This window comes from Streptomyces sp. LS-MS-L19, from assembly GCF_058382285.1.
On record NZ_JBYCLL010000001.1, the window covers coordinates 9,187,052 to 9,208,128 of the forward strand.

Below are 21,077 nucleotides of genomic sequence, written 5' to 3' on the forward strand. Positions count from 1 at the left end.
TCCCTCACTTGATCCCGGTGAAGCTGATGGAGCCGACGATGCGGCGCGCGAAGAACCCGAACAGCGCGAGCATCGGGAGGGCGGCGATCAGCGTGGCCGCCATCAGGCCCGACCAGTCGGTGCCGGTCTGCGGGGTCTGCGCCCGGAAGATCGCGAGGGCCACGGTCAGGACCCGGGAGCTGTCGCTGTAGGAGACCATCAGCGGCCAGAAGTAGTCGTTCCAGGCCGTGATGTACGTCAGGACGGCGAGCGTCATGATCGGCGTGGACGCCATCGGCAGCAGCACCCGGAAGAAGATCCGCACCTTCCCGGCGCCGTCCAGCAGCGCGGCCTCCTCGACCTCGCTCGGGACGTTCATGAAGAACTGCCGCAGGAAGAACACCGCGAACGGCGTCATGAACATCGTCGGCAGGGCGATGCCCAACAGGTTGTCGACCAGGCCGAGTTGCTTGATGAGCACGAAGTTCGGCAGCAGGGTGAAGATGGCCGGCACCATCAGCCCGGCGAGGAACAGGCCGAACACCTTGTCCCGGCCCCGCCAGCGCAGCCGGGCGAAGGCGTAGGCGGCCATCGCGGAGAAGAAGATCTGGCAGACGGTGATCAGGGTCGAGACCACCACCGAGTTGAGCAGATAGCGCCAGAACTTCAGCCCGCCGCCCGCACCGCCCTGGGCGATCGCCTCCTTGGTCGACTGGAGGCCGAGCGCCCGCTCGAAACCGCCGGTGGTGAGGTCGACGGGCAGCGGGTCGCCGGGGTGGGCGGCGAGGCCGGCGTTGGTGGACAGCGCGGTGCGCAGGATCCAGTAGAACGGCAGCAGGGTGACGAGCACGATCGCGGTCATCACCGCCCAGGCGAGGACCCTGCCCGGGGAGAAGCGGCGCCCCTCGGGCCGTATCCGAGTGGTCGTGGTCACGGCAGCCATGTCGGTCTCCTCTCCCTCAGCCGAGGTCGCTCTGACCGGCGCGGGTGATCCGGTACTGGAGGACGGTGATGGCGCTCAGCACCACGAGCAGGGCCACCGACATCGCGGAGGCGTAGCCGAACTGGAAGCGGCCGAAGGCGGCGCCGTAGATGTAGTACTGGAGGACGTTGGTGGCGTTCGCGGGGCCGCCCGCCGTCGTCACCGCGACCGTGTCGAACACCTGGAACGAACCGATCACCGTCATGATCAGCACCACCGCGAGGACCGGCCTGAGCAGTGGCATCGTGATCCGCCAGAACATCCGCCACTCGCTCGCGCCGTCCACCTTGGCCGCCTCGTACACATCGCCCGGGATGGCCTGGAGACCGGCGAACAGCAGGAGCGCGGTGTAGCCGACGTGCCGCCACACGTTGATCAGGGCGATGGTCGGGATCGCCCAGGTCTCGTCCGCGAGGAACGGGATGCGGTCGAAGCCCAGCCCCGCGATGATCTCGTTGCCGATGCCGAGCTGGTTGTCCAGCATCCACAGCCACACCAGGCCCGCGACCACGTTCGACATCAGATACGGCGTGAGGACGATCCCGCGCAGGGTCGCCGACTGAGTCAGCCGCTGGAGCAGGACGGCGATGGCGAGCGCCGACACCGTCTGGACGCCGATGTTGATGACCACGTACTCGACGGTGACCGCCAACGAGTCCCAGAAGATGGGGTCGTGGACCATCCGGACGTAGTTGTCCAGGCCCACCCACTCGGCCGGGGTGAGCAGGTTGAAGCGGGTGAAGCTCAGGTAGATGCCGCGCAGCGTCGGCCAGAGCAGGAAGACCGTGAAGCCGAGCAGCGCCGGGGCGATGAACACCGCGGCGAGCCGTCCGTCCCCCCGCCCCTCCCGGGCCGGTGCCCGCTGCGTCCTCTGCTTCGTCCGCGCCCCCTCGGCGCCGCCCAGGGGCAGACGCGACGGAGGGCTGCTGGAGGCGATGGTCATCGGGAGACTCCCTCGTCTGCGGCGGCTCGTCCTCGGCCACTTACTTTTGTGGCGGAAGAATCCATGCGTCAAGGGGTCCGCAAACATCTTTTCAGGACAGTCTTGAGGGCCATAACATGGTCATGTTCCTTTTATGTCGAAAGAAATCATGTGGGAGTCTGACCTTCATGACCGCAGTTGCCGCCAGCTGGCTCCCCCTGAGCACCGGCGAACGCTCGGTGGCGATCGAGGTGCTCGTCCACGGCCCGCTGTCGCGCACCGAGCTCGCCCGCCGCCTCGACCTGTCCGCCGGCAGCCTCACCCGGCTCACCAAGCCCCTCATCGAGTCGGGCCTGCTGATCGAGGTCCCCGAGGCGGGCACCCCGGCGGAGGTGCGCCAGGGGCGCCCCTCGCAGCCCCTCGACGTCGTCGCCGAGTCCGGATCCTTCATCGGCTTCAAGATCACCGAGGACATGGTCTACGGCGTCGTCACCACCCTCAGGAGCGAGATCGCCGCCCGCCACGACCGGCCCCTGACCAGCCACGACCCGGCTCAAGTCGCCGACCTGCTCGCGGAGATGACGGACGAGCTGGCCCGCGAACACCCGCGCCTGGCGGGCATCGGCATCGGGGTCGGCGGCCTGGTCCAGGAGCGTGCCGTGGTCGGCGAGTCCCCGTTCCTGCACTGGCGGGACGTCCCCCTCGGTGAACTCGTCGAGGAGCGCACGGGATTGCCCGTGGTCGTCGAGAACGACGTGGCCGCGCTCGTCGAGGCCGAGACCTGGTTCGGCGCCGGGCGCGGCCTCGACCGGTTCGTCGTCCTGACCATCGGCGCCGGCATCGGCTACGGCCTGGTCCTCGGCGGACGGCGCGTCCCCTACGCCGAGGAGGACCGCGGCTTCGGACGGCACTGGATCATCGACCCCAACGGCCCCCTCACCCCCGACGGCACCCGCGGCAGCGCCGTCTCGCTGCTCGCCATCCCCAGCATCCGCTACCAGGTGCGGGCCGCCACCGGCCGCGACCACACCTACGAGGAGATCCTCGCCCTCGCGGCGGCCGGCGACCCCATGCCCGCCCGCGTCATCGACGAGGCCGGACGCGCCCTCGGTGTCCTGGTCGCCCAGATCGCCAACTTCGCCATGCCGCAGAAGATCCTGCTCGCCGGAGAGGGGGTCGGACTGATGGACGTGGCCGGCAAGACCGTCGAGGACACCGTCCGCGCCCACCGCCATCCCCTGGCCGCCCCGATCGACCTGGAGACCAAGGTCTCCGACTTCCACGACTGGGCCCGGGGGGCCGCCGTCCTGGCCATCCAGGTACTGGTCCTGGGTGTGGCCGAAGTGTGAAGCAGGCCACAACCCTTGACAGGAGCGCCTGTTGACAGGTGGACGTGATCAGTAACACGGTCCGGTATGTCCTTTTCTGGCGTGATTACTCACGGCGCCTTCACTTCCGGAGCCGTATGCTTCACACCATGTCCACCACCGTTGAACCCGTTACCGATCGATCGGCCGACGAGGTCAACGAGGAGATCCGGGCCCTGTGGCGCCGGGCGGGCGGGACACTGAGCGGCGAGCAGCGCGAGGAGTACCAGCGCCTCGTCCTGGAGTGGGCCGCCGCCGCTCCGCAACCGGTCACGGCGGCCTGACCCCGAGCACCCCTCGGGGCATCACCGCCCCGCCCCTGGGCACCCCTGACGGAATGGGCCCTCTCCTCGCACTGGCCTCGGCGGCCTGCTACGGCATCGTCGACTTCGCGGGCGGCTTACTGTCCCGCAAGGCACACTTCGCCGCCGTCACCTTCCTCGGCCAACTCGGCGGGCTGCTGCTCGCCGGCACCGCCGCGCTCCTCCTGCCCGCCGACGCCGTACACCCCGCCGACCTCCTGTGGGGCGCGCTGTCCGGCGTCGGAAGCGGCGCCGCCATGCACTTCCTCAACCGCGGCCTCAGCCACGGCGCGATGAGCGTGGTCGTCCCCGTCAGCGCCGTCACCGGGGTCGCCCTGTCCGTGGTGTGCGGCGTGCTGCTCGGCGACCGGCCGACCGCCGTGGCCTGGCTGGGGATCGCCCTGTCCGGCCCCGCGCTGTGGATGGTCTGCGGCGGCGGCCGGGACACCGGCGGGGGAGTCCCCGACGGGCTGCTCGCCAGTGCCGGGGTCGCGCTCCAGTACATCGCGCTCGCCCAAGCCGGTGCCTCCAGTGGCCTGTGGCCGGTGGCCGCGGGCCGGGCGGCCGCCGTACTGGTCCTGCTGCCCGCCGCCGCACGGCACCCACGGCGCCTGCTCCTGCCACCCGTGCGCGCGGTTCAGGCGCTCCTGGTCGGGGCGGGCGCCGCGCTCGGGCTCATCCTCTACCTGCTCGCCGTCCAACGGCAGTTGCTGGCGGTCGCCGTCGTGCTCGCCTCCCTCTACCCGGCCCTCCCCGTGATCCTCGGACTGGCCCTGCTCGACGAGAGACTCAGCCGGCAGCAGGTCCTCGGCCTCGTGGGAGCCGGCGTCGCCACGGTCCTGCTGAGCGTCGGATGAGGAACCCGGTGACTCAGCCCCAAGTCGCCGAGTAGTACCGCTGATACGCCTTGCGGTCCTGCTCCGAGCGGATGTACCGGGTCGCCACCAGCGCGATCAGGCTGCCCCCGACGACCAGCAGGCCGGGCCCGACGTTCCGGGTGTCCGTGAGCCGGCTCAGCAGCGGTGTGCCCTCGGCGCCCTCGACCGCGGCCGAGGAACCGGGAGAGGCGCCGCCGGGCGCGATCGAGCCCTGTGCCGAGGTGGCCGACGGCGCGGGAGAGGCGGCCCCACCGGCCGCGGCCGGGTTCGACACGATCAGCTGCATGCCGAGATCCCGCAGCGCCTTCGTCACCGGCTCGAAGAACGTCGTCCCGCCCTGCGTGCAGTCACCGCTGCCGCCCGACGTGATGCCGAGCGCGATCCCCTCCGAGAACATCGGACCGCCGCTGTCCCCGGGCTCCGCGCACACGCTCGTCTCGATCAGCCCGGTGACCGTGCCCTCCGGATAGTTCACGGTGGCGTTGACCGACGTCACCTGCCCGTCGCGCAGCCCGCTGGTGCTGCCGCTGCGGAACACCCGCTGCCCGATGGACGGATCGCCCGCGCCGGTGATCTGCACGCCCTTGCCGTTGCCGATGAACACGACACCGGCCCCGTCGCCCGCCTTCCCGTCGGCGTACTGCACCAGGGAGTAGTCGTTGCCGGGAAAGCTCTGGGTGACCGTCTTGCCCAGCTGGTTGGTGCCGCCGGTGTCCGCGAACCAGATCGAACCGGTCGGCCCGCAGTGCCCGGCCGTGAGGATGAAGTCGCTCTGGCCGTTGGTCACGTTGAAGCCCGCCGAACAGCGCCCGCCGGTCGACAGGATCGGCTGCGCCCCGTTGAGGCGGGGCGTGAAGGTGCCCTCGGTGCGCTCCGTCTTCACGAAGCCGCCGATGCCGTCCGCGACCTTCGTCATGCCGGCCCAGTCGGACGCCGAGACGGTGCTGTCGCCCTGCACCACCACCTGGTTGGTCCGGTAGTCCATCGACCACGCGGTCCCCGCGACCCGCGGCGCCGAACGCAGCGTCTTCGCCGCCGCCTTGAGCTCGTCCATGCTGTGCTCGACGACCTTCGCCCTGGCCCCCGCCGCGCGCACCTCGGCGGCCGCCTTCTCGTCGGTGACCGCGACGACGGGCTTGCCGTCGTCGCCGATCCAGGTGCCGGCCGTACGGGCGGAACCGAGCCGCGCCGCGATGTCCGCCCCGGTCTGCCCGGCCGTCTGCGCGTAGGTGCGCGGCACCGTGGTGGCGGGAGGCTCGCTCGCGACGGCCCGCGTGACCATCGTGCCTCCCAGGAGGAGTCCGCCGACTGCCGCCAGCCGTGTCACTCGCCGGACGACCCGTCGTCGTGCGTGCCTCATGCATGGCTCCCGAACCAGAACAAGCGGTGACTGCACCGCGGGACCCTCCGGTCGTTGAGCGCCCTCCTTGCATACGGCGCCGGGGGCGGGCGCGTTCACGGAAGCCGAAGATCCGGTGCCGGGACAATGACGTGGAGCCACCTCAACACGCCCGGCCCGGGCCCGGGTTGGCCGATACCCCGAGCCCCCGGGCGCCGCCTAGACTGCCGTCATGGACGAAACGCCGCTGGAGCGGCTCGGCGCGGGCAAGTACCTCCTGCTCACCAGCTTTCGCAAGAACGGCACCCCGGTCGCCACCCCGGTGTGGGTGGTCCGTGACGAGGACGCGCTCGGGGTGTGGTCGTCCGCCGACGCCTGGAAGGTGAAGCGGATCCGGGCCCGCGCGGACGTCCTGGTCGGCCCCTGCGACGTGCGCGGCAACCCGACCGGCGACCAGGTCCCGGCCACCGCGGAGATCGTCGACGCGGCGACCACCGGCCGCTACCGGCAGCTCCTGGCCCGGAAGTACGGGATCCTCGGCCGGCTCACCCTCCTCGGCAGCAGACTGCGGCGCGGGGCGGACGGGACGGTCGGCATCCGCGTGACCTTGTGAAACGCGGGGCCCGGACCCTCCGGGCCCCGCGTCACGGGGGTTCCGGCACCCCGGGCCCCGCGCCACAGGGGTCAGGCCCGGTCGAGCACCGTCCCCGTCAGCACCGGCTTGTCGGGCAGCGGCTCGGCGTCGTAGTCGGTCAGCGCGACGCGCATCGACTCGGTCGGCTCGGCCAGCTGGTCCTGGACGGTCGGCACGACGAAGTCCACGCTGGTGCTGCCCGGCGGGATGTTCAGCCACACCCACAGGTTCGCCCGGGACAGCGGTCGCTCCGGGTCCGGTACGTCACCGGTCCAGTCGTGCAGCCACTGCGCGTCCACGTCCTTGGTGGACAGCTCGGTGCCCTCGGTGACCGGAAGCACCCGCACCGGCTGCCACATGTCCACCGTGGTGGGGGCGTCCAGGGACACCCGCCAGGTCAGCGTCTCGCCCTCGGTCACCTTGTCGGCGACCGGCGCCAGGGTGATCACCGGTGCGGGATCGTCGTTCTCGGCGGTGACCCCGCCCCGGTGCTTGCCGATGACGGCATGGTGGACGGCCTTGACGGCGATGTCGTACCGGACGTCGAAGCCGTAGGCCGTGTCGCCCTTGACCTCGACCGGTACGTCGATCGCGTTGCTGCCGGGCCGTACGGTCACGAGCCTGCTCTCGGCCCGGCCGCTCTCCGGCTCCAGGACGTACACGCGGACCTGCCCGCTGCCGTGCCCGGAGATTTTGACCGGGATCCGGTAGGTGCGGGTGCCCGAGTCACCCTCCTTGACGATCGTGCGGCCCACGTCGACACGCGGCAGTGCGGCCGCCTTCACCGCCGGGGTGCCGGGTGCCCAGCCCCAGGCGTCCATCAGCCAGGCCTGCCCGGACCGCGAACGGGGCGTCAGCTCAAGGGACTTCACATGCCTGAGGTCGACCCCGGCCCGGGTTGCGGCGGACAGCGGGACGCGCAGTTCCTGGGCCCAGTAGGAAGCGGTGCTCGTGGAGCCGGGGAGTCCGTCGACGCGGACTGAGCCGAGCTTCACCCGGCGGTTGCCGGAGTCGGTGACGGACACGTCGAACTTCGTGCCGGTCGTGTTCGGCGGTACGAAGACCCGCAGCGCGAGCTTCTGGGAACCGTGCAGCGAGAGCGGCTTGGGCGGAGTGACGCGCGCGGCCGTGCCCGGCGCGGACCACTTCAGGTGCACCGCGCCGCGGCCCGTCTCCTTCTCCGTCTCCCACCACGCGAAGTGCGGGGACGAGCCGGTGGCCTCCGGGTCCAGGCAGGCCTTGGCCGGGTCGGGGTCGATCGCCGAGCACAGCCGGGCACCGGTCACCTTGACCCCCGCGTCCGGCAGGAAGCCGCCGGTGCGGCGACCGCCGACCGCGTGCGTGAGCACCCGCGCCGGGTCGGCGGACGGGGCCCGCGTCCCGGAGCCGTCGAGCAGCGGACGCACCCGGTCGTCCCCGGCGACGAACAGCCGGGCCGCCGCCGCGATGTAGGTCGAGCCCGCCTTGTGCTGCTGGGCCGCGGTCAAGCGGGTCGGGGCACCCGGCGAGCACACCGGGTCCGGCTGGTCGGGGTCGTTCCAGAAGTCGTCCGAGGCGGGCGCCTCGGCCTCGCCCGGGGTCCACTCGCTGTTGAAGTAGTTGTGGTTGGCGCCGACGACGTAGACCGCGCTGTGCAGCGCGCTGCCCCGGCTGATCCCGCGGGTGCCGTCGACGAAGTCCTCGCCCTGGAGGTCGGACACATCGCCGTCGCAGCCCGGCAGCAGCGTCACGGACGGAACGTCGGCGACCGGATTCTGGCCGAAGATCGTCGGTCCGATCAGCACGGTCCCGCGCACCTTCCAGCGCACCGGGCCCCGGTAGCCGTCCTCGGCGGCGGGCGGCGGGTACAGGCTGTCCATCGCGGCCCGGTTGACGCCCTCGCCGCCCCGGGAGTGCCCGACGAGCAGGACCCGGGACAGGTCCGCCTTCGGCGCCTGGCGCACGACGGCCGGGGCGGAGGAGCGGTGGGCGCTCCAGTCGGCCCAGCGGGCCAGGTGCTGCCTCACCAGCGAGGAACGCGCCTGGGCGCCGGCGTCCTCGGCGTCCGCGTCCTGGGCGTTGATGCCGTTGGCGGAGATCGACACCGTCACATAGCCCTGGGAGGCCAGCAGTTGCTGGTCGCGCAGATAGCCCTTGTCACTGGGGATCGGCTTGTAGCCCGTCGCGCAGGGCCAGTCGCCGGTCACGTCGTCCTCGGTCGTGCTGCCCGGCTTGTAGCACGTGGCGTGCCGGCCGTGCAGGAACAGGGCGAGCGGGCGGTTGCCGGTGGCGCCCTTCGGTGCCACCACCTGGGCGCGCATCTCCACGGGAGCGGCGTAGCCGGGCAGGCGTATCGGGTCGAGGTCGTACTCCCCGGAGACCGTGCGGTACGAGCCGGGCTTGCCGGGATCGACGCCGTTCGCCGGTGCCTGCGCGGGGACGCGGGCCCCTCGCGCGGCGGACCTCGGCGCCTGTTCAGCCGCGTCCAGACGACGGCCCGCGGCCGTCACCTGGAGGTCCTGCAACCCGGTGGACCGGGCTTCCTCGAGGGCGAGCCGGAAGGTCCGCCCGTCCTTCGCCGGCTTCGGCACCCCGAGCAGCCGGTTCCCCGTCCGGAACTCGACGCGCGCGTCCCCCATGGGAACGGCCTTCGGCGCGCGCCAGACCAGCTCACGCGCCCCGCCCTTCCCGTCGATCCGCCACCCCGGAGGCAGTCCGTTGTCGTTCGTCGCGCTCAACGGGCCCACTCGGGGCGGTTGTTGGGCCTGTGCCAGTCCGGGCGAGCCCGCCAGGGCCGCCAGTACCGCCACGGCGGTCACACCTATTCGCCGGGCACGGATCAATGGTCGTCTCCTCGAAACCCCGTGCGCAGACGTCCCGTCGGTCCCGGGCGTCTCTCGCGTCACCTAGGACGGGGGAGGGGCGCCTGTGGGTTGTCTGTGCGCCGGGGGCGCTCGCGGGGGAGCGATGCGATCAAGCCAGCGAAGTCACCGGACTAGCGGATCACCGGATGGGGGAAGCGCTTTCCATGAGCCGAACTCCCCACCTCCGCGCGGTCGTCGTCGGCACCGGTCACCGCGCCCAGCTGTTCACCCGCGCCCTCGCCGCCCGCCCCGGCCACCGCGTCGCGGCCCTGTGCGATCCCAACCCGACCCGCATGGCCTTCCACAACCGCCTGCTCGCCGCGGCCGACGAACCCGCCGCCGCCCAGTGGGAACCCGAGCACTTTGCCGACCTGCTCGTGAAGGAGGGCATCGACGAGGTCGTCGTCACCACCGTCGACGCCGCACACGACCGCTACATCGTCCCCGCCCTGAAGGCGGGCTGCCGTGTCGTCACCGAGAAGCCGATGACCGTCGACGCGGACCGCTGCGCCCGTATCCTGGACACGGTCCGCGAAACCGGCAACTCCCTGACCGTCGCCTTCAACTACCGCTTCAACCCCGTGCACGAGAAGGCCCGCGCCCTGCTCGCCGACGGCGCCATCGGCGAGATCCTCTCCGTGCACTTCGAATGGCTCCTCGACACCCGGCACGGCGCCGACTACTTCCGCCGCTGGCACCGCGAGAAGCGGAACAGCGGCGGCCTGATGGTCCACAAGGCCGGCCACCACTTCGACCTGGTCAACTGGTGGCTCGCCGACGAGCCCCAGGACGTCTTCGGCTACGGGCGGCTCGGCTTCTACGGCCGTGAGGCGGGCGAGCGCCACGGTCTGCGCCGCGCGTACACGCGGGCCCACGGGGCGGGGGAGGCCGCCGACGACCCCTACGCCCTCGACCTCGCCGCCGACGACGCCCTGCGGGCCCTGTACCTGGACGCCGAGCGGGACGACGGTTACCTCCGGGACCGCAACGTCTTCGACGGGCCGGTCACCATCGAGGACGACATGGCGCTCCTCGTCCGCCACACCCGCGGCGCGACGATGACGTACCACCTCACGGCCTACTCACCGTGGGAGGGCTACCGGGTGATGTTCAACGGCAGTGCCGGCCGCCTGGAGCTGGAGGTGGAGGAGAGTCGCTGGCAGGCGCCCCTGACCAGGATCACCTCGGCGAGCGGGGCGCTGCACGGGGACACCGCGGCGGATCACGCGGGCGGTGCGCGGCTGACCCTGCGACCGCTGTGGAAGCCCCCGGTCGACGTCCCGCTCGTCACCGCGCACGAGGCGCACGGCGGGGGAGACCCGCGGATGCTCGACGCGCTCTTCGGCCCCGTGGACCCGGCAGCGCGGCCCGCGAGCGAGGTGCCTGACGACTCCGGCCACCCGACGGCCACGGAACGGGACGGGGCCCTGGCGCTGGGCGTGGGGCTGGCCGCCAACCGGTGCTTCGAGACGGGGCTTCCGGTGCGGGTGCGGGATGTGATCCCCGGGGTGTGGCGAGACCCGAAGTGCCACGCGTCCGACCAGGGGTGACGTCCCGTCAGCTCCAGGCGCGGTAGGGCTCGTCCAGCAGCTGGAAGACCGGCTCGCCGCGGACCGGGTCCTTGGCCGTCGACATCCGGACCCGGTCACCGCTGTGGATCGCGGCGGGCGGACCCATGACCCGGCCCCGGACGACGAAGCCCTCGGCCAGCTCGATCAGGGACACATTGCGCGCGGCGGGGGTGTTGCGGTGCACCACCGTGGAGTGGCGGACCGTGCCCACGCCCGCGCTGCGCTCCGTGCGCAGGTCGCCGCCCTGGCAGACCGGACACAGCAGCCGGTGGTACATCGCCGTGCCGCACCAGGTGCAGCGCTGGAAGAGGATCGAGTCCGTGGCCGGGGCGACGGGTTCGAGGACGCCGGTCGCGGAGCCGGCTGCCTGACGAGCCATGCTGCCTGAGTGGTGGTACACGCTGGTCAACTCCCTGCACTCGGCCGGAAACCCACGTGCGCGGAGCACCGTGCACGGATGTGCGCGGCGCCCTGTGCCACCGTGCACGCCGTCAGCGTATGGCACTCAGTGTCAGGAGTAAAGGTACTGCGTACCCTCTTTTCAGTCGGCGTCGAGCGTGGACTCGATCTGCTGGACCACCCGCCACAGCGGCGCGCCGCGGCGGGAGACGATCACCACCACGTCCTCGGGCCGCTCGTCGGCGGACGGCGCCCCGGGTGCCGTCCCGAAGGCGGCCTGCACATAGCCGAGCGCGTGCTCCACCGCCTGCTCGGCGTCGTCCTGCCCGTCCGAGCGCAGCCAGGAGCGCAGGGCGTTGTTGTGCGCCGCGGCCACGGCGGCGGCGATCACGTCGGCCCGCAGCGTCCCGTCGTGCAGCCCCTTCAGCCGCCCGCGCAGATACGCGGCGAAGGCGCGCTCGTAGCGCCACACCACGGACAGCTCGTAGGCGCGCAGGCCGGGAACCTGCTTGGTGAGGCGGTAGCGCTGCACGGAGAAGGTCGGGTTCTCGGTGTACATCCGCAGCACCAGCCGTACCGCCTCGCAGACCCGCTCCACCGGGTCGCACCCGGAGTCGTCGGCGTCCAGGAAGGCCGTCACGTCGGTCAGGCAGCGCTCGTGGTCGGGGAAGACCACGTCCTCCTTGGAGGGGAAGTACCGGAAGAACGACCGGCGTCCGACTCCGGCGAGCGCGACGATGTCGTCGACGGTGGTCTGCTCGTAACCCCGTTCCAGGAACAGCCGGAAGGCGGCCGCGACCAGCGCGTCCCGCATGGGGGGCTTAGTGGAGCTCATGGTCGCGAACGTAGCACCTCAACCACGTCTGTGGCACTCGGTGCAGCCGTGTGAGGGAACTGAGTGCTGTCGGGTCGGGGGAGGGGGGACAAGGCCCGCGCGCTGAACTCCCGGCCCCGTGGCCCCGTATCTCTCCCCGGGGGACGGCGCGGACCCAGCCCGCACGGGACGGAAGGAGAACAGGATGCCCACACCGTCCGACCGAGGGGTGCCGCCGGACGGCCCGCCCATCGAGCCCATCCGGGTGCTCCGCCCGCGCCGCACCGACGCGCTCGCGGAACTGCTCAAGGACCTGCCGCCGCGCCCGGCCGTCGGTTACGAGTCCATCGCACTGCCCTCGCCCTCGGGGACGGAGCCGGCGACCGAGGAACTGCCGCCCGTCAGGGACCACGATCGCGGCCGTGACCGGGACGTCCCCCGCGGCCGGGTGCCGGGACTGCGTCGCACGGCGATCGCCGCGGCCGTGACCGCGGCCGCGGTGATCGGCTTCGGCTGCGCGCTGCTGCTCGCCGACCGCCAGGAGAGCGCCGCGGCGGCCGCCCCGCAGCCCTCCGCCACAGCCCCCGCGACCCCCGCGCCCACCCCGACCGCCTCCGGCGCCAGCGACCCCGACGGCCCCGGCACCCTCCGGGAGGGAGACAGCGGGCCCGAGGTGAGAGACCTCCAGGAACGTCTGCGGCACATCCCGAACGTCTACGACGACGGGTCCACCGACGGCACCTACGACGCGACCCTGACCGCGGCCGTGGCCCGCTTCCAGCTCTGGTACGGCATCCGCGGCGACGAGGACGGGGTGTACGGCGACGACACGCGGCGCGACCTGGAGTCCCGTACGGGCGGCTGATCGCGGAGGATGGCGGGCATGGACGCTTTCATCGACCGACTCGACCCCGACATGTGCGTCGTGACCGCCGCCGCGGACGGCGACCGGGCGGGCTGCCTGGTCGGCTTCGCCTGCCAGTGCTCGATCGAGCCCGTGCGGTACGCGGTGTGGCTGTCGAAGGCGAACCGCACCTACCGGGTGGCCCGCTCCGCGAGCCGCCTCGCCGTCCATCTGCTCACCCGTGAACAACGGGACCTCGCCGAGCTGTTCGGCGGGGAGACGGGGGACCGCACGGACAAGTTCGCCCGGGTCCGCTCGCGGCAGGAGGCCGGCGGGGCGGTCGTCCTGGAGGACGCCGCGGCCTGGTTCGTCGGCACGGTCGTCTCGCGCGTCGACGGCGGCGACCACGTCGGGTTCGTCCTGGAGCCGGAGGCGTGGGGAGCCCGCGAGGACACCGAGGGGGCACCACTGCTACGGCTCTCCGACGCGACCTCGATCTCCCCGGGCCACCCGGCGGACTGACCCCGCCTTCTCGAACCGTCAGCCGGTCACTCCGGGGCGTCGGGCACCCGGATGTCCACCACGCACACGTCGTCGCGCCGTTCCCCCGCCAGCACCGAGGTGAGCAGCGGGACCAGGGACCCCGGCTCCTCGGCGTGATGGGCCGCGACGGCCGCGGCGAGCCGGTCCAGGCCGTGGTCGAGGCCCTCCGCCGGCCGCTCCACCAGGCCGTCCGTGTAGAGCAGGACCCGGTCGCCCGGTTCCAGCACGCAGCGCGCCTCCTCGAAGTTCGGGTCGGAGCCGGCCCCGAGCAGCATGCCGACCGGGCGCTCGAGATAGCGCACCTCGCCGCCGCGCACCAGCAACGGCGGTGGATGACCGGCCTGCGCCCACATCAGACAGTGCTCGTCGGGGTCGTAGCGGGCCAGCACCATGGTCGCGGTGCCGTGGGAGTCGCGGGAGTGCAGGAGCAGGGTGTTGAGCCGGGCCAGGGCCCCGGTCAGCGACGACCCGGTGATGACCATGCCCTTGGCGGTGAAGCGCAGTTGGGCCATCGTGGCCACCGCGTCGATGCCGTGGCCCGCGACGTCGCCGACCACGAACAGGGCCTCGCCGTCCGGCAGTTCGATGGCGCTGAACCAGTCACCGCCGACGTGGATCCCCGACTGGGCGGGCAGATAGGCCACTTCGACCCGCAGCCCGGCGAGACGGACCGGCCGGGTGGGCAGCGGAAGCAGCGCGTGCTGGAGCCGGGCGGCCAGGGCCCGCTCGGCGTGCAGCACGCCGTCCTGCGTCAGGATCGCCCGCTCGCTCTCCACCAGGGCCAGTTCGGCGCTGCGCTGCGCGGTGAGGTCCTGGACGAAGCCGTGCACCTCGACGGGCCGGTTCCCGGTGTCGGTCACCACCTCGGCGACCATCCGCACATGCCGGACCTCGTGCCCGGCCCGCACCCGGAAGGGGATGTCGAACGGGAGCCCCGTCCGCACGAGTTCCTCGACGGCCCGGGCGAGCGCCGGGGCGTCCTCGGGCAGCGCGAGCCCGGGAAGGTCGGCCAGGCGGACCGGTCCGAGCGCGGGATCCCGGCCCATGACGAGGAAGGTCTGCGAGGACCAGCTGCCCTCGCCGGTGACGAGGTTCCAGTTCGCCCAGCCCAGGTTCCCCAGCCGCTGCACGTCCGCCAGCCGCTGCTCCTGCCGGTCGGAGGAGTCGTGCCGGACCCAGGTGATGACCAGGGCGTCGCCCAGCCGGGCCGCGTGCACGGCGTAGGTGGACAGTTCGGTGCTGCCCTCCACCACCGCCTGGTGGGCGAACGGCTCGCCGTCGAACGGCTCACCCGTGGTCAGGGTGCGCAGACAGCCGTGCCACACCGCCTCGTCCGCCATGCTCGGCAGACACTCCAGGACCCGTCGCCCGAGGAGCTGACGCCCGGTGCGGCCCACGACGTCGACCGCCTCCTCGGTGGCGGCGTCGATCCGGTAGTCGGCGACCTCCCCGTCGGGCCCGCGCAGCGGCGTGAGCAGCATCGCCGAGCCCGGCAGCGAGTCGAACACCGGCTGCGCGGCGGCCGCCGTGGCCCCGGCGGTGGGCGCCTGCCGGGCGCCGAAGGACCGGAGCCAGCCCGCGCACAGCCGGGCGACGGCCCGCAGCAGCTGCCGCGCCGCGGGCGAGAAGGGTCCGCCGCGTGTCCGCAGGATCCCGATGCAGACCTCGGCGCCGCCGCCGGCCGGCACCGGCAGCCAGGCGCGGGACAGCCACCGCTCCGGCGGGTCCCCGATGAGCAGCTGCCGCTCCTGGTCCCGGGTGAAGTCCTCCAGCCAGCGCGGCTCCCGCGCCTGGAGCGCCTCGAGCGGGGCGATGCCGTGCAGCGGCGGCACCTTCGCCCACTGGCCGGCCAGGGTGTCGTCGATCCCGGCGTGCCCGATCAGTTCGAGCCCTCCGGCGGGCAGGGTCCTGAAGAGCATGAGCGCGTCGGCGTCGACGTCCGCCGCGAGCTCCTCCAGGAGGCACCGGGCCAGGTCCTGGGGGGTGGCGACATGGACGAGGGCCTTGCCGAGCCGGCCGAGCGCGGTGCATCCGTCGTCCGGGCCGGCTGCGTCCCGGTCCCCGGCCACGCCGGCGGCTGCCCGCGCCGACCGCGGTCCGGCCGGTTCGGGGACCGCGGACAGGGCGGTGTCGGGGAGGTTCTCGCCGGTGCCGGGTGGCGGGGCGGACCCGGGCAGCGGGGGCACCAGGGAGCCGAGGCTGATCCAGCACTCCTCCAGGAGTGTGCGCTCGCCGGCCTTGGCGCGCCGCAGCAGCTCGTCGGCGGCCGCGTCGGGGGTGCATCCGGTCAGCGCCATCAGGGCACCCTTGGCCCGCTCCAGCACCGCCGCGGTGGCGGCCTGGTCCCGCAACCGGTCCATCTCCGCACGCTGCCTGGCCACGACCCTGGCCAGCGCGGCCATGTCGGGCGCGGTCCCGGCGTGTGAAGGGCCGGCAGGCTCGCTCGTCACGCGTCGAGCATCGCACACGCGGCCCGGGTCGCTCCCGCTGTTGTCGACACACATCGCACGCACCGGTGACCCCGCCGGTTGACGAAACCGACCACGCCCCCTGTTCGAGCCGCGCCCCCGGCTCAGCAGCCGTGCGCGCCGTTCCGGCCGCGCTCCATGTTCCGGCCGTGCGCGCCGTTCCGGCCGCGCCCCATGTTCCGGCCGTGCCCGCCGTTCCGGCCGCCCCATGTACCGGCCGTGCCCGCCGCTCCGACCGCGCCCCCCGCTCCAGCGCACTCCTGCCCCGGACGATCCCCCGTTCCAGCCGCGTCCTCGTTCCGGCCGCGCCCCCGCGCCAGGCCGATCCCCCCAGCCGCGCCCGCCGCTCCAGCCGCGGCTCCCTCCCCGGACGCCCCCCGTTCCACCGCGCCCCCCGCGCGATCAGTGCGCGGCAGGCGGATACAGCCACCGGCGCAGCAGTCGGCTCAGCAGGGGCATCACCAGGTACGTCAGGACCGGCAGCAGCACCACCGGGAACACCGCGGCCCGCAGCGGCAGCGGCCACGCGGTGGTGCGGGGTGTCACCAGCCACTGGATCAGCAGGGTGCAGGGGAAGGCGCCGAGGAACGTGGTGAGCACCATCTTCCAGCGGACCGGGGGCCGCACCGTGGTGCCGGGCAGACTGAACCAGGTCTCCAGACCGGTGGTCGACTGCCGTTCGCCGCCGAGCTCGGTGGCGACTCCGTCGATCCGCGCGTGCCAGTGGGCCCGTTCGTCGGACTCCAGCCAGGCGGTCAGCCGGTGCGCGTCCGACCAGCGCAGCACCGCGTGGTAGCGGTGGCCGTCCTCGGGGCGCAGCCAGGACACGCCCTCATTGCCGGGGAAGCGTCTGGCGCAGCGGCTGATGCCCCGCGTCCAGCGCTCGAACTCCCGCTGGTGGCCGGGACGCACCTCCCACGTGAGGACCGTGGTGACCGGATCGCCGTGCCGTACGTCGGTGGTGGTGCTCATGCTCACCACGGGTCCCACGTACGGCGTGGGTCATGCCCGTGGGGAGGGTCAGCGGCCCTGGTGGTGCTCGACCAGCGCCTGGGTGACCTCGCGGACGCTGCGGGCGATGTGCTGGAGCTGCAGGACCTCGGCCGCGTACAGCTTGATGGTGTGCTCGATGACCGACTCCGGCAGCCCGAGCGCCGGCAGGTCGGCGCGGGCGGTCTGGAGCGCGGTGCGGGCGACCCGGATCTCCTGCTGGACCTGGATGTGCGCGTGCCGGGCGAGCAGCACGGTGTGCCGCATCAGGGCCGGATAGCTCGCGTACCGCGCCGGCACCAGTTCGCGCAGCCACTTGGCGGCGGAGCGCTCCCAGTCGTAACTGCCGGGGGTCTTGACCTGGCAGGGCCAGTCCGGACCGGTCCGGAAGAGGGTCCGTGTGGTCGTCAGGGTCATGGTCATCGCTTCCGGTGTGCGGCGTCGTGCGGGTGGTCGACGGATCGGGCGGCCCCGGCCTAGGGGATGACCGGGGCCGCCACGGGCCCGCGTGCAGGCGGGGCCCGACCGAACACCCCGGGCGCCGACGCGGGTAGGTGACGACGGCACGGGATGTCCGCAAAGGAGCCCTTTCGGGCGGGTGGGGTGGAGAAGGGGACAGGGGTGCGGACGGGTCCCGGAGCGGTCCCGGGGTGATCCGTGAGCAGTATTTATATATGCCGTCCGCTTTGCAAGGAGTATGAAAACATTCATGCTCGATTTATTACGGATGGTCCCGTTGTGAAGGCGTATGACCGGGGAGGGGTGGGCTCAGTCCCGGAGGAAGAACTGGTGCTGGTCGGAGATCTGCTCGTACTCCTCGAGCCGCGCCTGGGTCCGCTCGGGATCCGCGTCGGTCATGGCCTGGAGCAGCGCGGCGGCGATGACCCCGGGCGCCGCGTAGGAGTCGAAGACCAGGCGGGAGCCGGTGCCGGTGGTGAACAGGACGTCCGCCTCGTCGGCCACGTGCCCGAGCGCCAGGTCGGTGACGAGCGCGATCCTCAGTCCGGCGCTGCGGGCGACCCGCAGGGCGGTGAGGGTCTCCTGGGCGTGCCGCGGCATCGAGAACGCGAGCACCCAGGTGCCGCCGGCCTCGCGTGACTGCAGGAGGGCGTCGTAGGCGACGCTGCCGCCGCGGGTGACCAGCCGTACGTCGGGATGGATACGGCGGGCCGCGTAGGCGAAGTACTCCGCGAGCGACGCCGAGATGCGCAGGCCCAGGATGGTCAGCGGGGTCGACTCGGACAGTTTGCGGCCCAGGTCGATCATCCGGTCGGGGTCGGCGAAGTCGCGGCGCAGGTTCTCCAGGTTCTCGATCTCCGCGTCGACGGCGGCCTGGAGTTCGTTGCCGCGCGACTCCTCGTCGGCCACCGGGCCGCCGGCGAGCGTGCCCAGCGCGATGGCCTGGAGCTTCTCCCGCAGGGCGGGGTAGCCGCTGAAGCCCACGGCGGCCGCGAACCGTGTCACCGAGGGCTGGCTGACGCCCACGCGCTCCGCGAGGTCGGTGATGGAGAGGAACGCCGCTTCGGTGATGTGCTCGATCAGGTACTGCGCGATGCGGCGCTGCCCGGGCGAGAGCCGGGGCCTGTCGAAGAGCGACCTGAGCTGGGAGGCCGGGGCGGCCTCCGCTTCCGGCGCGGTCCTGCCCGAGGTGATCGCGGATGCCTGTGCACGTGCCTGCTGCGGCGATGGCACCGAGGCGCCTCCTTTGTCTTCCACGGGCAGTCAACATAGCTCACACGCCCCGGTGACCAGCGCTCGTACGACGCCGTCGGGCGAGCGCCGATCGGGACGGGTACGCCGCCGCCGTTCGGGAACCCGCCGCTGGGCAAGGACTTCGACGACACCCGAGGAGCAGCACCGCATGACGGTCCCCGAGGAGAACCGGCGCAAGACCGGCACCACCGACGAACTCCTGCACACCCCCCGCGGGGAGGGCGAGCCGCCCGCCCCGGGCGGCAGCGGACGGACCCTGCGCGAGGCGTTCGAGGAAGCGCGCCTCGAACCCGACGACTTCGCCCAGGAATGACGCCGCACGCGAACCAGGCAGGTGAGAGGGAATGGGTGCGCTGAGCGCGCTGGAACAGGCAATGGAGCACGGCTGGGAGGCGCTGTGGGCGCGGGTCACCGACCGGGAGCCCGTCGAGCTCCTGGAGGCACTGCGACGCGAGTGCGACAGCAACGTGGTCGTGTGCAGTGAGAGCAGGGTGGTGGTCCCGAACGCGTACGACGTCGAACTCGCGGACTTCGCCTACGACGAACTCGTGCGCCGGGGCAGCGACGTGGGCCAGGAGCTCACCGACAGCCTCGCCCGGCACGGCGATCGGCAGGGTTACGAGTGGGCGGGACCACTCACCGTGCACATCACCCGCTCCGACCAGGTGCCCAACGGCCGCTACCGGGTGGTGAGCAGGGCGATGCCGCACGTGAGCGCCGAGGGCTTCCAGCTCGCGGCCCGTTGAGCGGCGGCGGGCCGCCCCCGCCCGGGTGATCATCGGCGGTAGATCGTGATCGAATGGCCGACCTCGTCGACCGGACGACTGCTGTCGATCAACTCGGCCAGCCGGCCCTTCGCCTTGGCAACCGAGGAGTCCGAGACGACCAGCAGTCCGCGGACGTCCCCCACCGGCACCTCGCGCGGATCGGACGCCTCGATGCCGTAGGCGGAGGGCACACCGCTGCCCTTGTAGACGAGCCAGATCCGCTCGCTCGGATAACGCTCGCGCAGCCGGTCGGCGAGCCGGCCCAGATCCTGGCCCCAGTCGACGTTGGAGTCGTGCAGCCGCAGATGGGTGCGGGCCGGTCCGCCGAACGCCTCGTTGGAGTACGGCAGATAGTAGGGAAAGGTCCGCAGCGAACTGACGGCCACGAACAGCACCAGCGCCACGGTCCCGGCCGTCGCCCACCGCCGTCGCACCGCGAGGACACAACCGGCCGCCACCGTCAGGAACATGGGCAGGAAGAGCGTGTACCGGGTGCCGAAGTCCCGCGACCCCGTCATGGCCGAGGCCAGCAACACCCCTGCGGGGACCAGGAGATAGGGGGCCGCGGGCCGCAGCCGCCGTACCGCCACCAGCGCCACGGCACCGGCGGCCCACAGTGCGAGCAGGCCCAGCGGGGTCTTCACCAGCAGCGCCGCCGGCAGGTAGTACCAGAGGTGCCCGGTGTACACCCGCCCGAACAGGAAGCCCTCCCACGGGTAGTTCTCGAAGTGGAACTGGACGCGCATCCCGTCCGCGTACGCCTGGGGGAACGGCAGCAGATCGACCAGGGTCCCCCGCAGCCCGTGCACCACCGGCACCGGGTCCTGGGACGTCCACCGCAGCCGCGGATCGACGACCAGATACGACGCCCATACGACGGCGATCGCGGCCATCGCCGTGACGGCGGCCGCCGCGAGGGCCCGCAGCAGCCGCCGGCGCGTCACGGTGTCCCGGCACGCGCTCCACACCGACAGGGCTGCCAGCCCCATGAACACCGGCACCGCGGGCAGCGCGCTCATCTTGGTGGCCAGCGCGGCCCCGAGGGCGAGACCGGCGAGCGGCACGTACCGGCGCGGCCGTACCCGGGCCCGCCACAGCAGCCACACCGAGGTGAGCAGGAAGCCGGCCGTCGGCACGTCGAGCGTGGCCAGCGAACCGTGGGCGATGACATCGGGGGAGAAGGCGTACAGCGCGAGCGCCGCGAGACCCGCGGCCGTTCCGGCGAGTTCGCGGGCGAAGGCGAACACCACCAGCCCGAACAGCAGCGTCAGCACGATCACCGGGAGCCGGCCCCAGAACATCAGCCGCCAGGGATCGTTGCCCGACTCGTACAGCAGGTGGGGGCCGAGGTCGATCTGGGGGCCGTCGAACGCCGTGTCCACGTGCGGGTCGGCGATCGCCACCCCGACGGCGATCACGAGCTTGCCGAGCGGCGGGTGCTCGGGGTTGTAGCGGATGCCCTGCCCGTGCAGGTACTCCGCGGCCGTGGCCACGTAGACGGGTTCGTCGATCGTCGGCGTCTGTTGCACGGCGGTCGTCACCATGACGGCCGCCATCTGCGCCAGCAGCACGACGACGAGGAGGGGCACCAGCCACCGCCGGGCGGTTCGTGGCTGCCGCTCCTCGTCGTCGCGTGACCGGGACCCGTCCGCCGCGTCCAGGACCGTCTGCTGCTCGCTCGTCATCATCCGCCCCGCGGTGCCGCCGGGCGGGCGGTGGCGG

The 21,077-nt window shown here is 72.5% G+C and carries 20 protein-coding genes; 9 read left to right on the forward strand and 11 right to left on the reverse strand.

The annotated features are described in order from the left end of the window. Window positions 1-4 precede the first annotated feature (4 nt). Both AC2XR2_RS41025 and AC2XR2_RS41030 read right to left on the reverse strand, forming a co-directional pair. Window positions 5-922 (reverse strand): carbohydrate ABC transporter permease, encoded by a 918-nt coding sequence (locus AC2XR2_RS41025; protein ID WP_449352982.1) that lies wholly within the window; start codon window positions 920-922, stop codon window positions 5-7. Window positions 923-938: 16 nt separating this feature from the next. Next, on the reverse strand, window positions 939-1,904 hold the full coding sequence (locus tag AC2XR2_RS41030; RefSeq protein WP_381298095.1) for a carbohydrate ABC transporter permease: 966 nt from the start codon (window positions 1,902-1,904) through the stop codon (window positions 939-941). Between the two features lie 167 nt (window positions 1,905-2,071). Between AC2XR2_RS41030 and AC2XR2_RS41035 the strand changes: the two genes are divergently transcribed. From AC2XR2_RS41035 to AC2XR2_RS41045, 3 genes are all read left to right on the forward strand, one after another. Beyond that, on the forward strand, window positions 2,072-3,232 hold the full coding sequence (locus AC2XR2_RS41035; RefSeq protein ID WP_491517914.1) for an ROK family protein: 1,161 nt from the start codon (window positions 2,072-2,074) through the stop codon (window positions 3,230-3,232). 116 nt (window positions 3,233-3,348) lie between these two features. After that, on the forward strand, window positions 3,349-3,534 hold the full coding sequence (locus AC2XR2_RS41040) for a hypothetical protein (RefSeq protein WP_123765746.1): 186 nt from the start codon (window positions 3,349-3,351) through the stop codon (window positions 3,532-3,534). Window positions 3,535-3,587: 53 nt separating this feature from the next. Further along, entirely contained in the window at window positions 3,588-4,409 is an 822-nt protein-coding gene (locus AC2XR2_RS41045; RefSeq protein ID WP_491517915.1) for an EamA family transporter, read from the forward strand. A 13-nt stretch (window positions 4,410-4,422) separates the two neighbouring features. On the opposite strand, the gene AC2XR2_RS41050 is transcribed toward AC2XR2_RS41045, so the two are convergent. Continuing rightward, the gene (locus AC2XR2_RS41050; protein WP_449352981.1) at window positions 4,423-5,790 is read right to left on the reverse strand and encodes a S1 family peptidase; all 1,368 of its coding nucleotides are present in this window, start codon (window positions 5,788-5,790) and stop codon (window positions 4,423-4,425) included. A gap of 211 nt (window positions 5,791-6,001) precedes the next feature. On the opposite strand from AC2XR2_RS41050, the gene AC2XR2_RS41055 reads away from it, so the two are divergent. After that, a complete protein-coding gene (locus AC2XR2_RS41055) occupies window positions 6,002-6,382 on the forward strand; it encodes a PPOX class F420-dependent oxidoreductase (protein WP_330262497.1) in 381 nt (126 codons plus the stop codon). 71 nt (window positions 6,383-6,453) lie between these two features. Here AC2XR2_RS41055 and AC2XR2_RS41060 read toward each other — a convergent pair whose 3' ends face one another. Continuing rightward, a complete protein-coding gene (locus AC2XR2_RS41060; protein ID WP_491518589.1) occupies window positions 6,454-9,201 on the reverse strand; it encodes an alpha/beta hydrolase family protein in 2,748 nt (915 codons plus the stop codon). Window positions 9,202-9,410: 209 nt separating this feature from the next. On the opposite strand from AC2XR2_RS41060, the gene AC2XR2_RS41065 reads away from it, so the two are divergent. Further along, entirely contained in the window at window positions 9,411-10,796 is a 1,386-nt protein-coding gene (locus AC2XR2_RS41065; protein WP_491517916.1) for a Gfo/Idh/MocA family protein, read from the forward strand. Window positions 10,797-10,803: 7 nt separating this feature from the next. On the opposite strand, the gene AC2XR2_RS41070 is transcribed toward AC2XR2_RS41065, so the two are convergent. Further along, on the reverse strand, window positions 10,804-11,217 hold the full coding sequence (locus AC2XR2_RS41070; protein ID WP_381298104.1) for a Zn-ribbon domain-containing OB-fold protein: 414 nt from the start codon (window positions 11,215-11,217) through the stop codon (window positions 10,804-10,806). Window positions 11,218-11,358: 141 nt separating this feature from the next. Next, a complete protein-coding gene (locus AC2XR2_RS41075) occupies window positions 11,359-12,051 on the reverse strand; it encodes a TetR family transcriptional regulator (RefSeq protein WP_381298106.1) in 693 nt (230 codons plus the stop codon). 184 nt (window positions 12,052-12,235) lie between these two features. On the opposite strand from AC2XR2_RS41075, the gene AC2XR2_RS41080 reads away from it, so the two are divergent. Both AC2XR2_RS41080 and AC2XR2_RS41085 read left to right on the forward strand, forming a co-directional pair. Next, a complete protein-coding gene (locus AC2XR2_RS41080; RefSeq protein WP_381298107.1) occupies window positions 12,236-12,895 on the forward strand; it encodes a peptidoglycan-binding domain-containing protein in 660 nt (219 codons plus the stop codon). Between the two features lie 9 nt (window positions 12,896-12,904). Beyond that, a complete protein-coding gene (locus tag AC2XR2_RS41085) occupies window positions 12,905-13,396 on the forward strand; it encodes a flavin reductase family protein (protein WP_381298109.1) in 492 nt (163 codons plus the stop codon). Window positions 13,397-13,422: 26 nt separating this feature from the next. On the opposite strand, the gene AC2XR2_RS41090 is transcribed toward AC2XR2_RS41085, so the two are convergent. From AC2XR2_RS41090 to AC2XR2_RS41105, 4 genes are all read right to left on the reverse strand, one after another. Further along, on the reverse strand, window positions 13,423-15,819 hold the full coding sequence (locus AC2XR2_RS41090; protein ID WP_491518590.1) for a SpoIIE family protein phosphatase: 2,397 nt from the start codon (window positions 15,817-15,819) through the stop codon (window positions 13,423-13,425). Between the two features lie 468 nt (window positions 15,820-16,287). After that, window positions 16,288-16,857 carry an antibiotic biosynthesis monooxygenase gene (locus AC2XR2_RS41095; protein ID WP_449352977.1) on the reverse strand — a complete coding sequence of 190 codons (570 nt, stop codon included), beginning with the start codon at window positions 16,855-16,857 and terminating at the stop codon, window positions 16,288-16,290. 48 nt (window positions 16,858-16,905) lie between these two features. Next, a complete protein-coding gene (locus tag AC2XR2_RS41100) occupies window positions 16,906-17,298 on the reverse strand; it encodes a hypothetical protein (RefSeq protein WP_330262489.1) in 393 nt (130 codons plus the stop codon). 345 nt (window positions 17,299-17,643) lie between these two features. Further along, complete coding sequence (locus tag AC2XR2_RS41105; RefSeq protein WP_381298113.1) at window positions 17,644-18,567, reverse strand: MurR/RpiR family transcriptional regulator; 924 nt, start codon at window positions 18,565-18,567, stop codon at window positions 17,644-17,646. A 169-nt stretch (window positions 18,568-18,736) separates the two neighbouring features. On the opposite strand from AC2XR2_RS41105, the gene AC2XR2_RS41110 reads away from it, so the two are divergent. Beyond that, a complete protein-coding gene (locus AC2XR2_RS41110) occupies window positions 18,737-18,901 on the forward strand; it encodes a hypothetical protein (RefSeq protein ID WP_330262487.1) in 165 nt (54 codons plus the stop codon). Between the two features lie 31 nt (window positions 18,902-18,932). Continuing rightward, a complete protein-coding gene (locus tag AC2XR2_RS41115) occupies window positions 18,933-19,334 on the forward strand; it encodes a DUF3662 domain-containing protein (RefSeq protein WP_381298115.1) in 402 nt (133 codons plus the stop codon). Between the two features lie 29 nt (window positions 19,335-19,363). Here the strand turns inward: AC2XR2_RS41115 and AC2XR2_RS41120 are convergent, their stop codons facing one another. Beyond that, window positions 19,364-21,043 carry a phospholipid carrier-dependent glycosyltransferase gene (locus AC2XR2_RS41120; protein WP_491517917.1) on the reverse strand — a complete coding sequence of 560 codons (1,680 nt, stop codon included), beginning with the start codon at window positions 21,041-21,043 and terminating at the stop codon, window positions 19,364-19,366. Window positions 21,044-21,077: the final 34 nt, after the last annotated feature.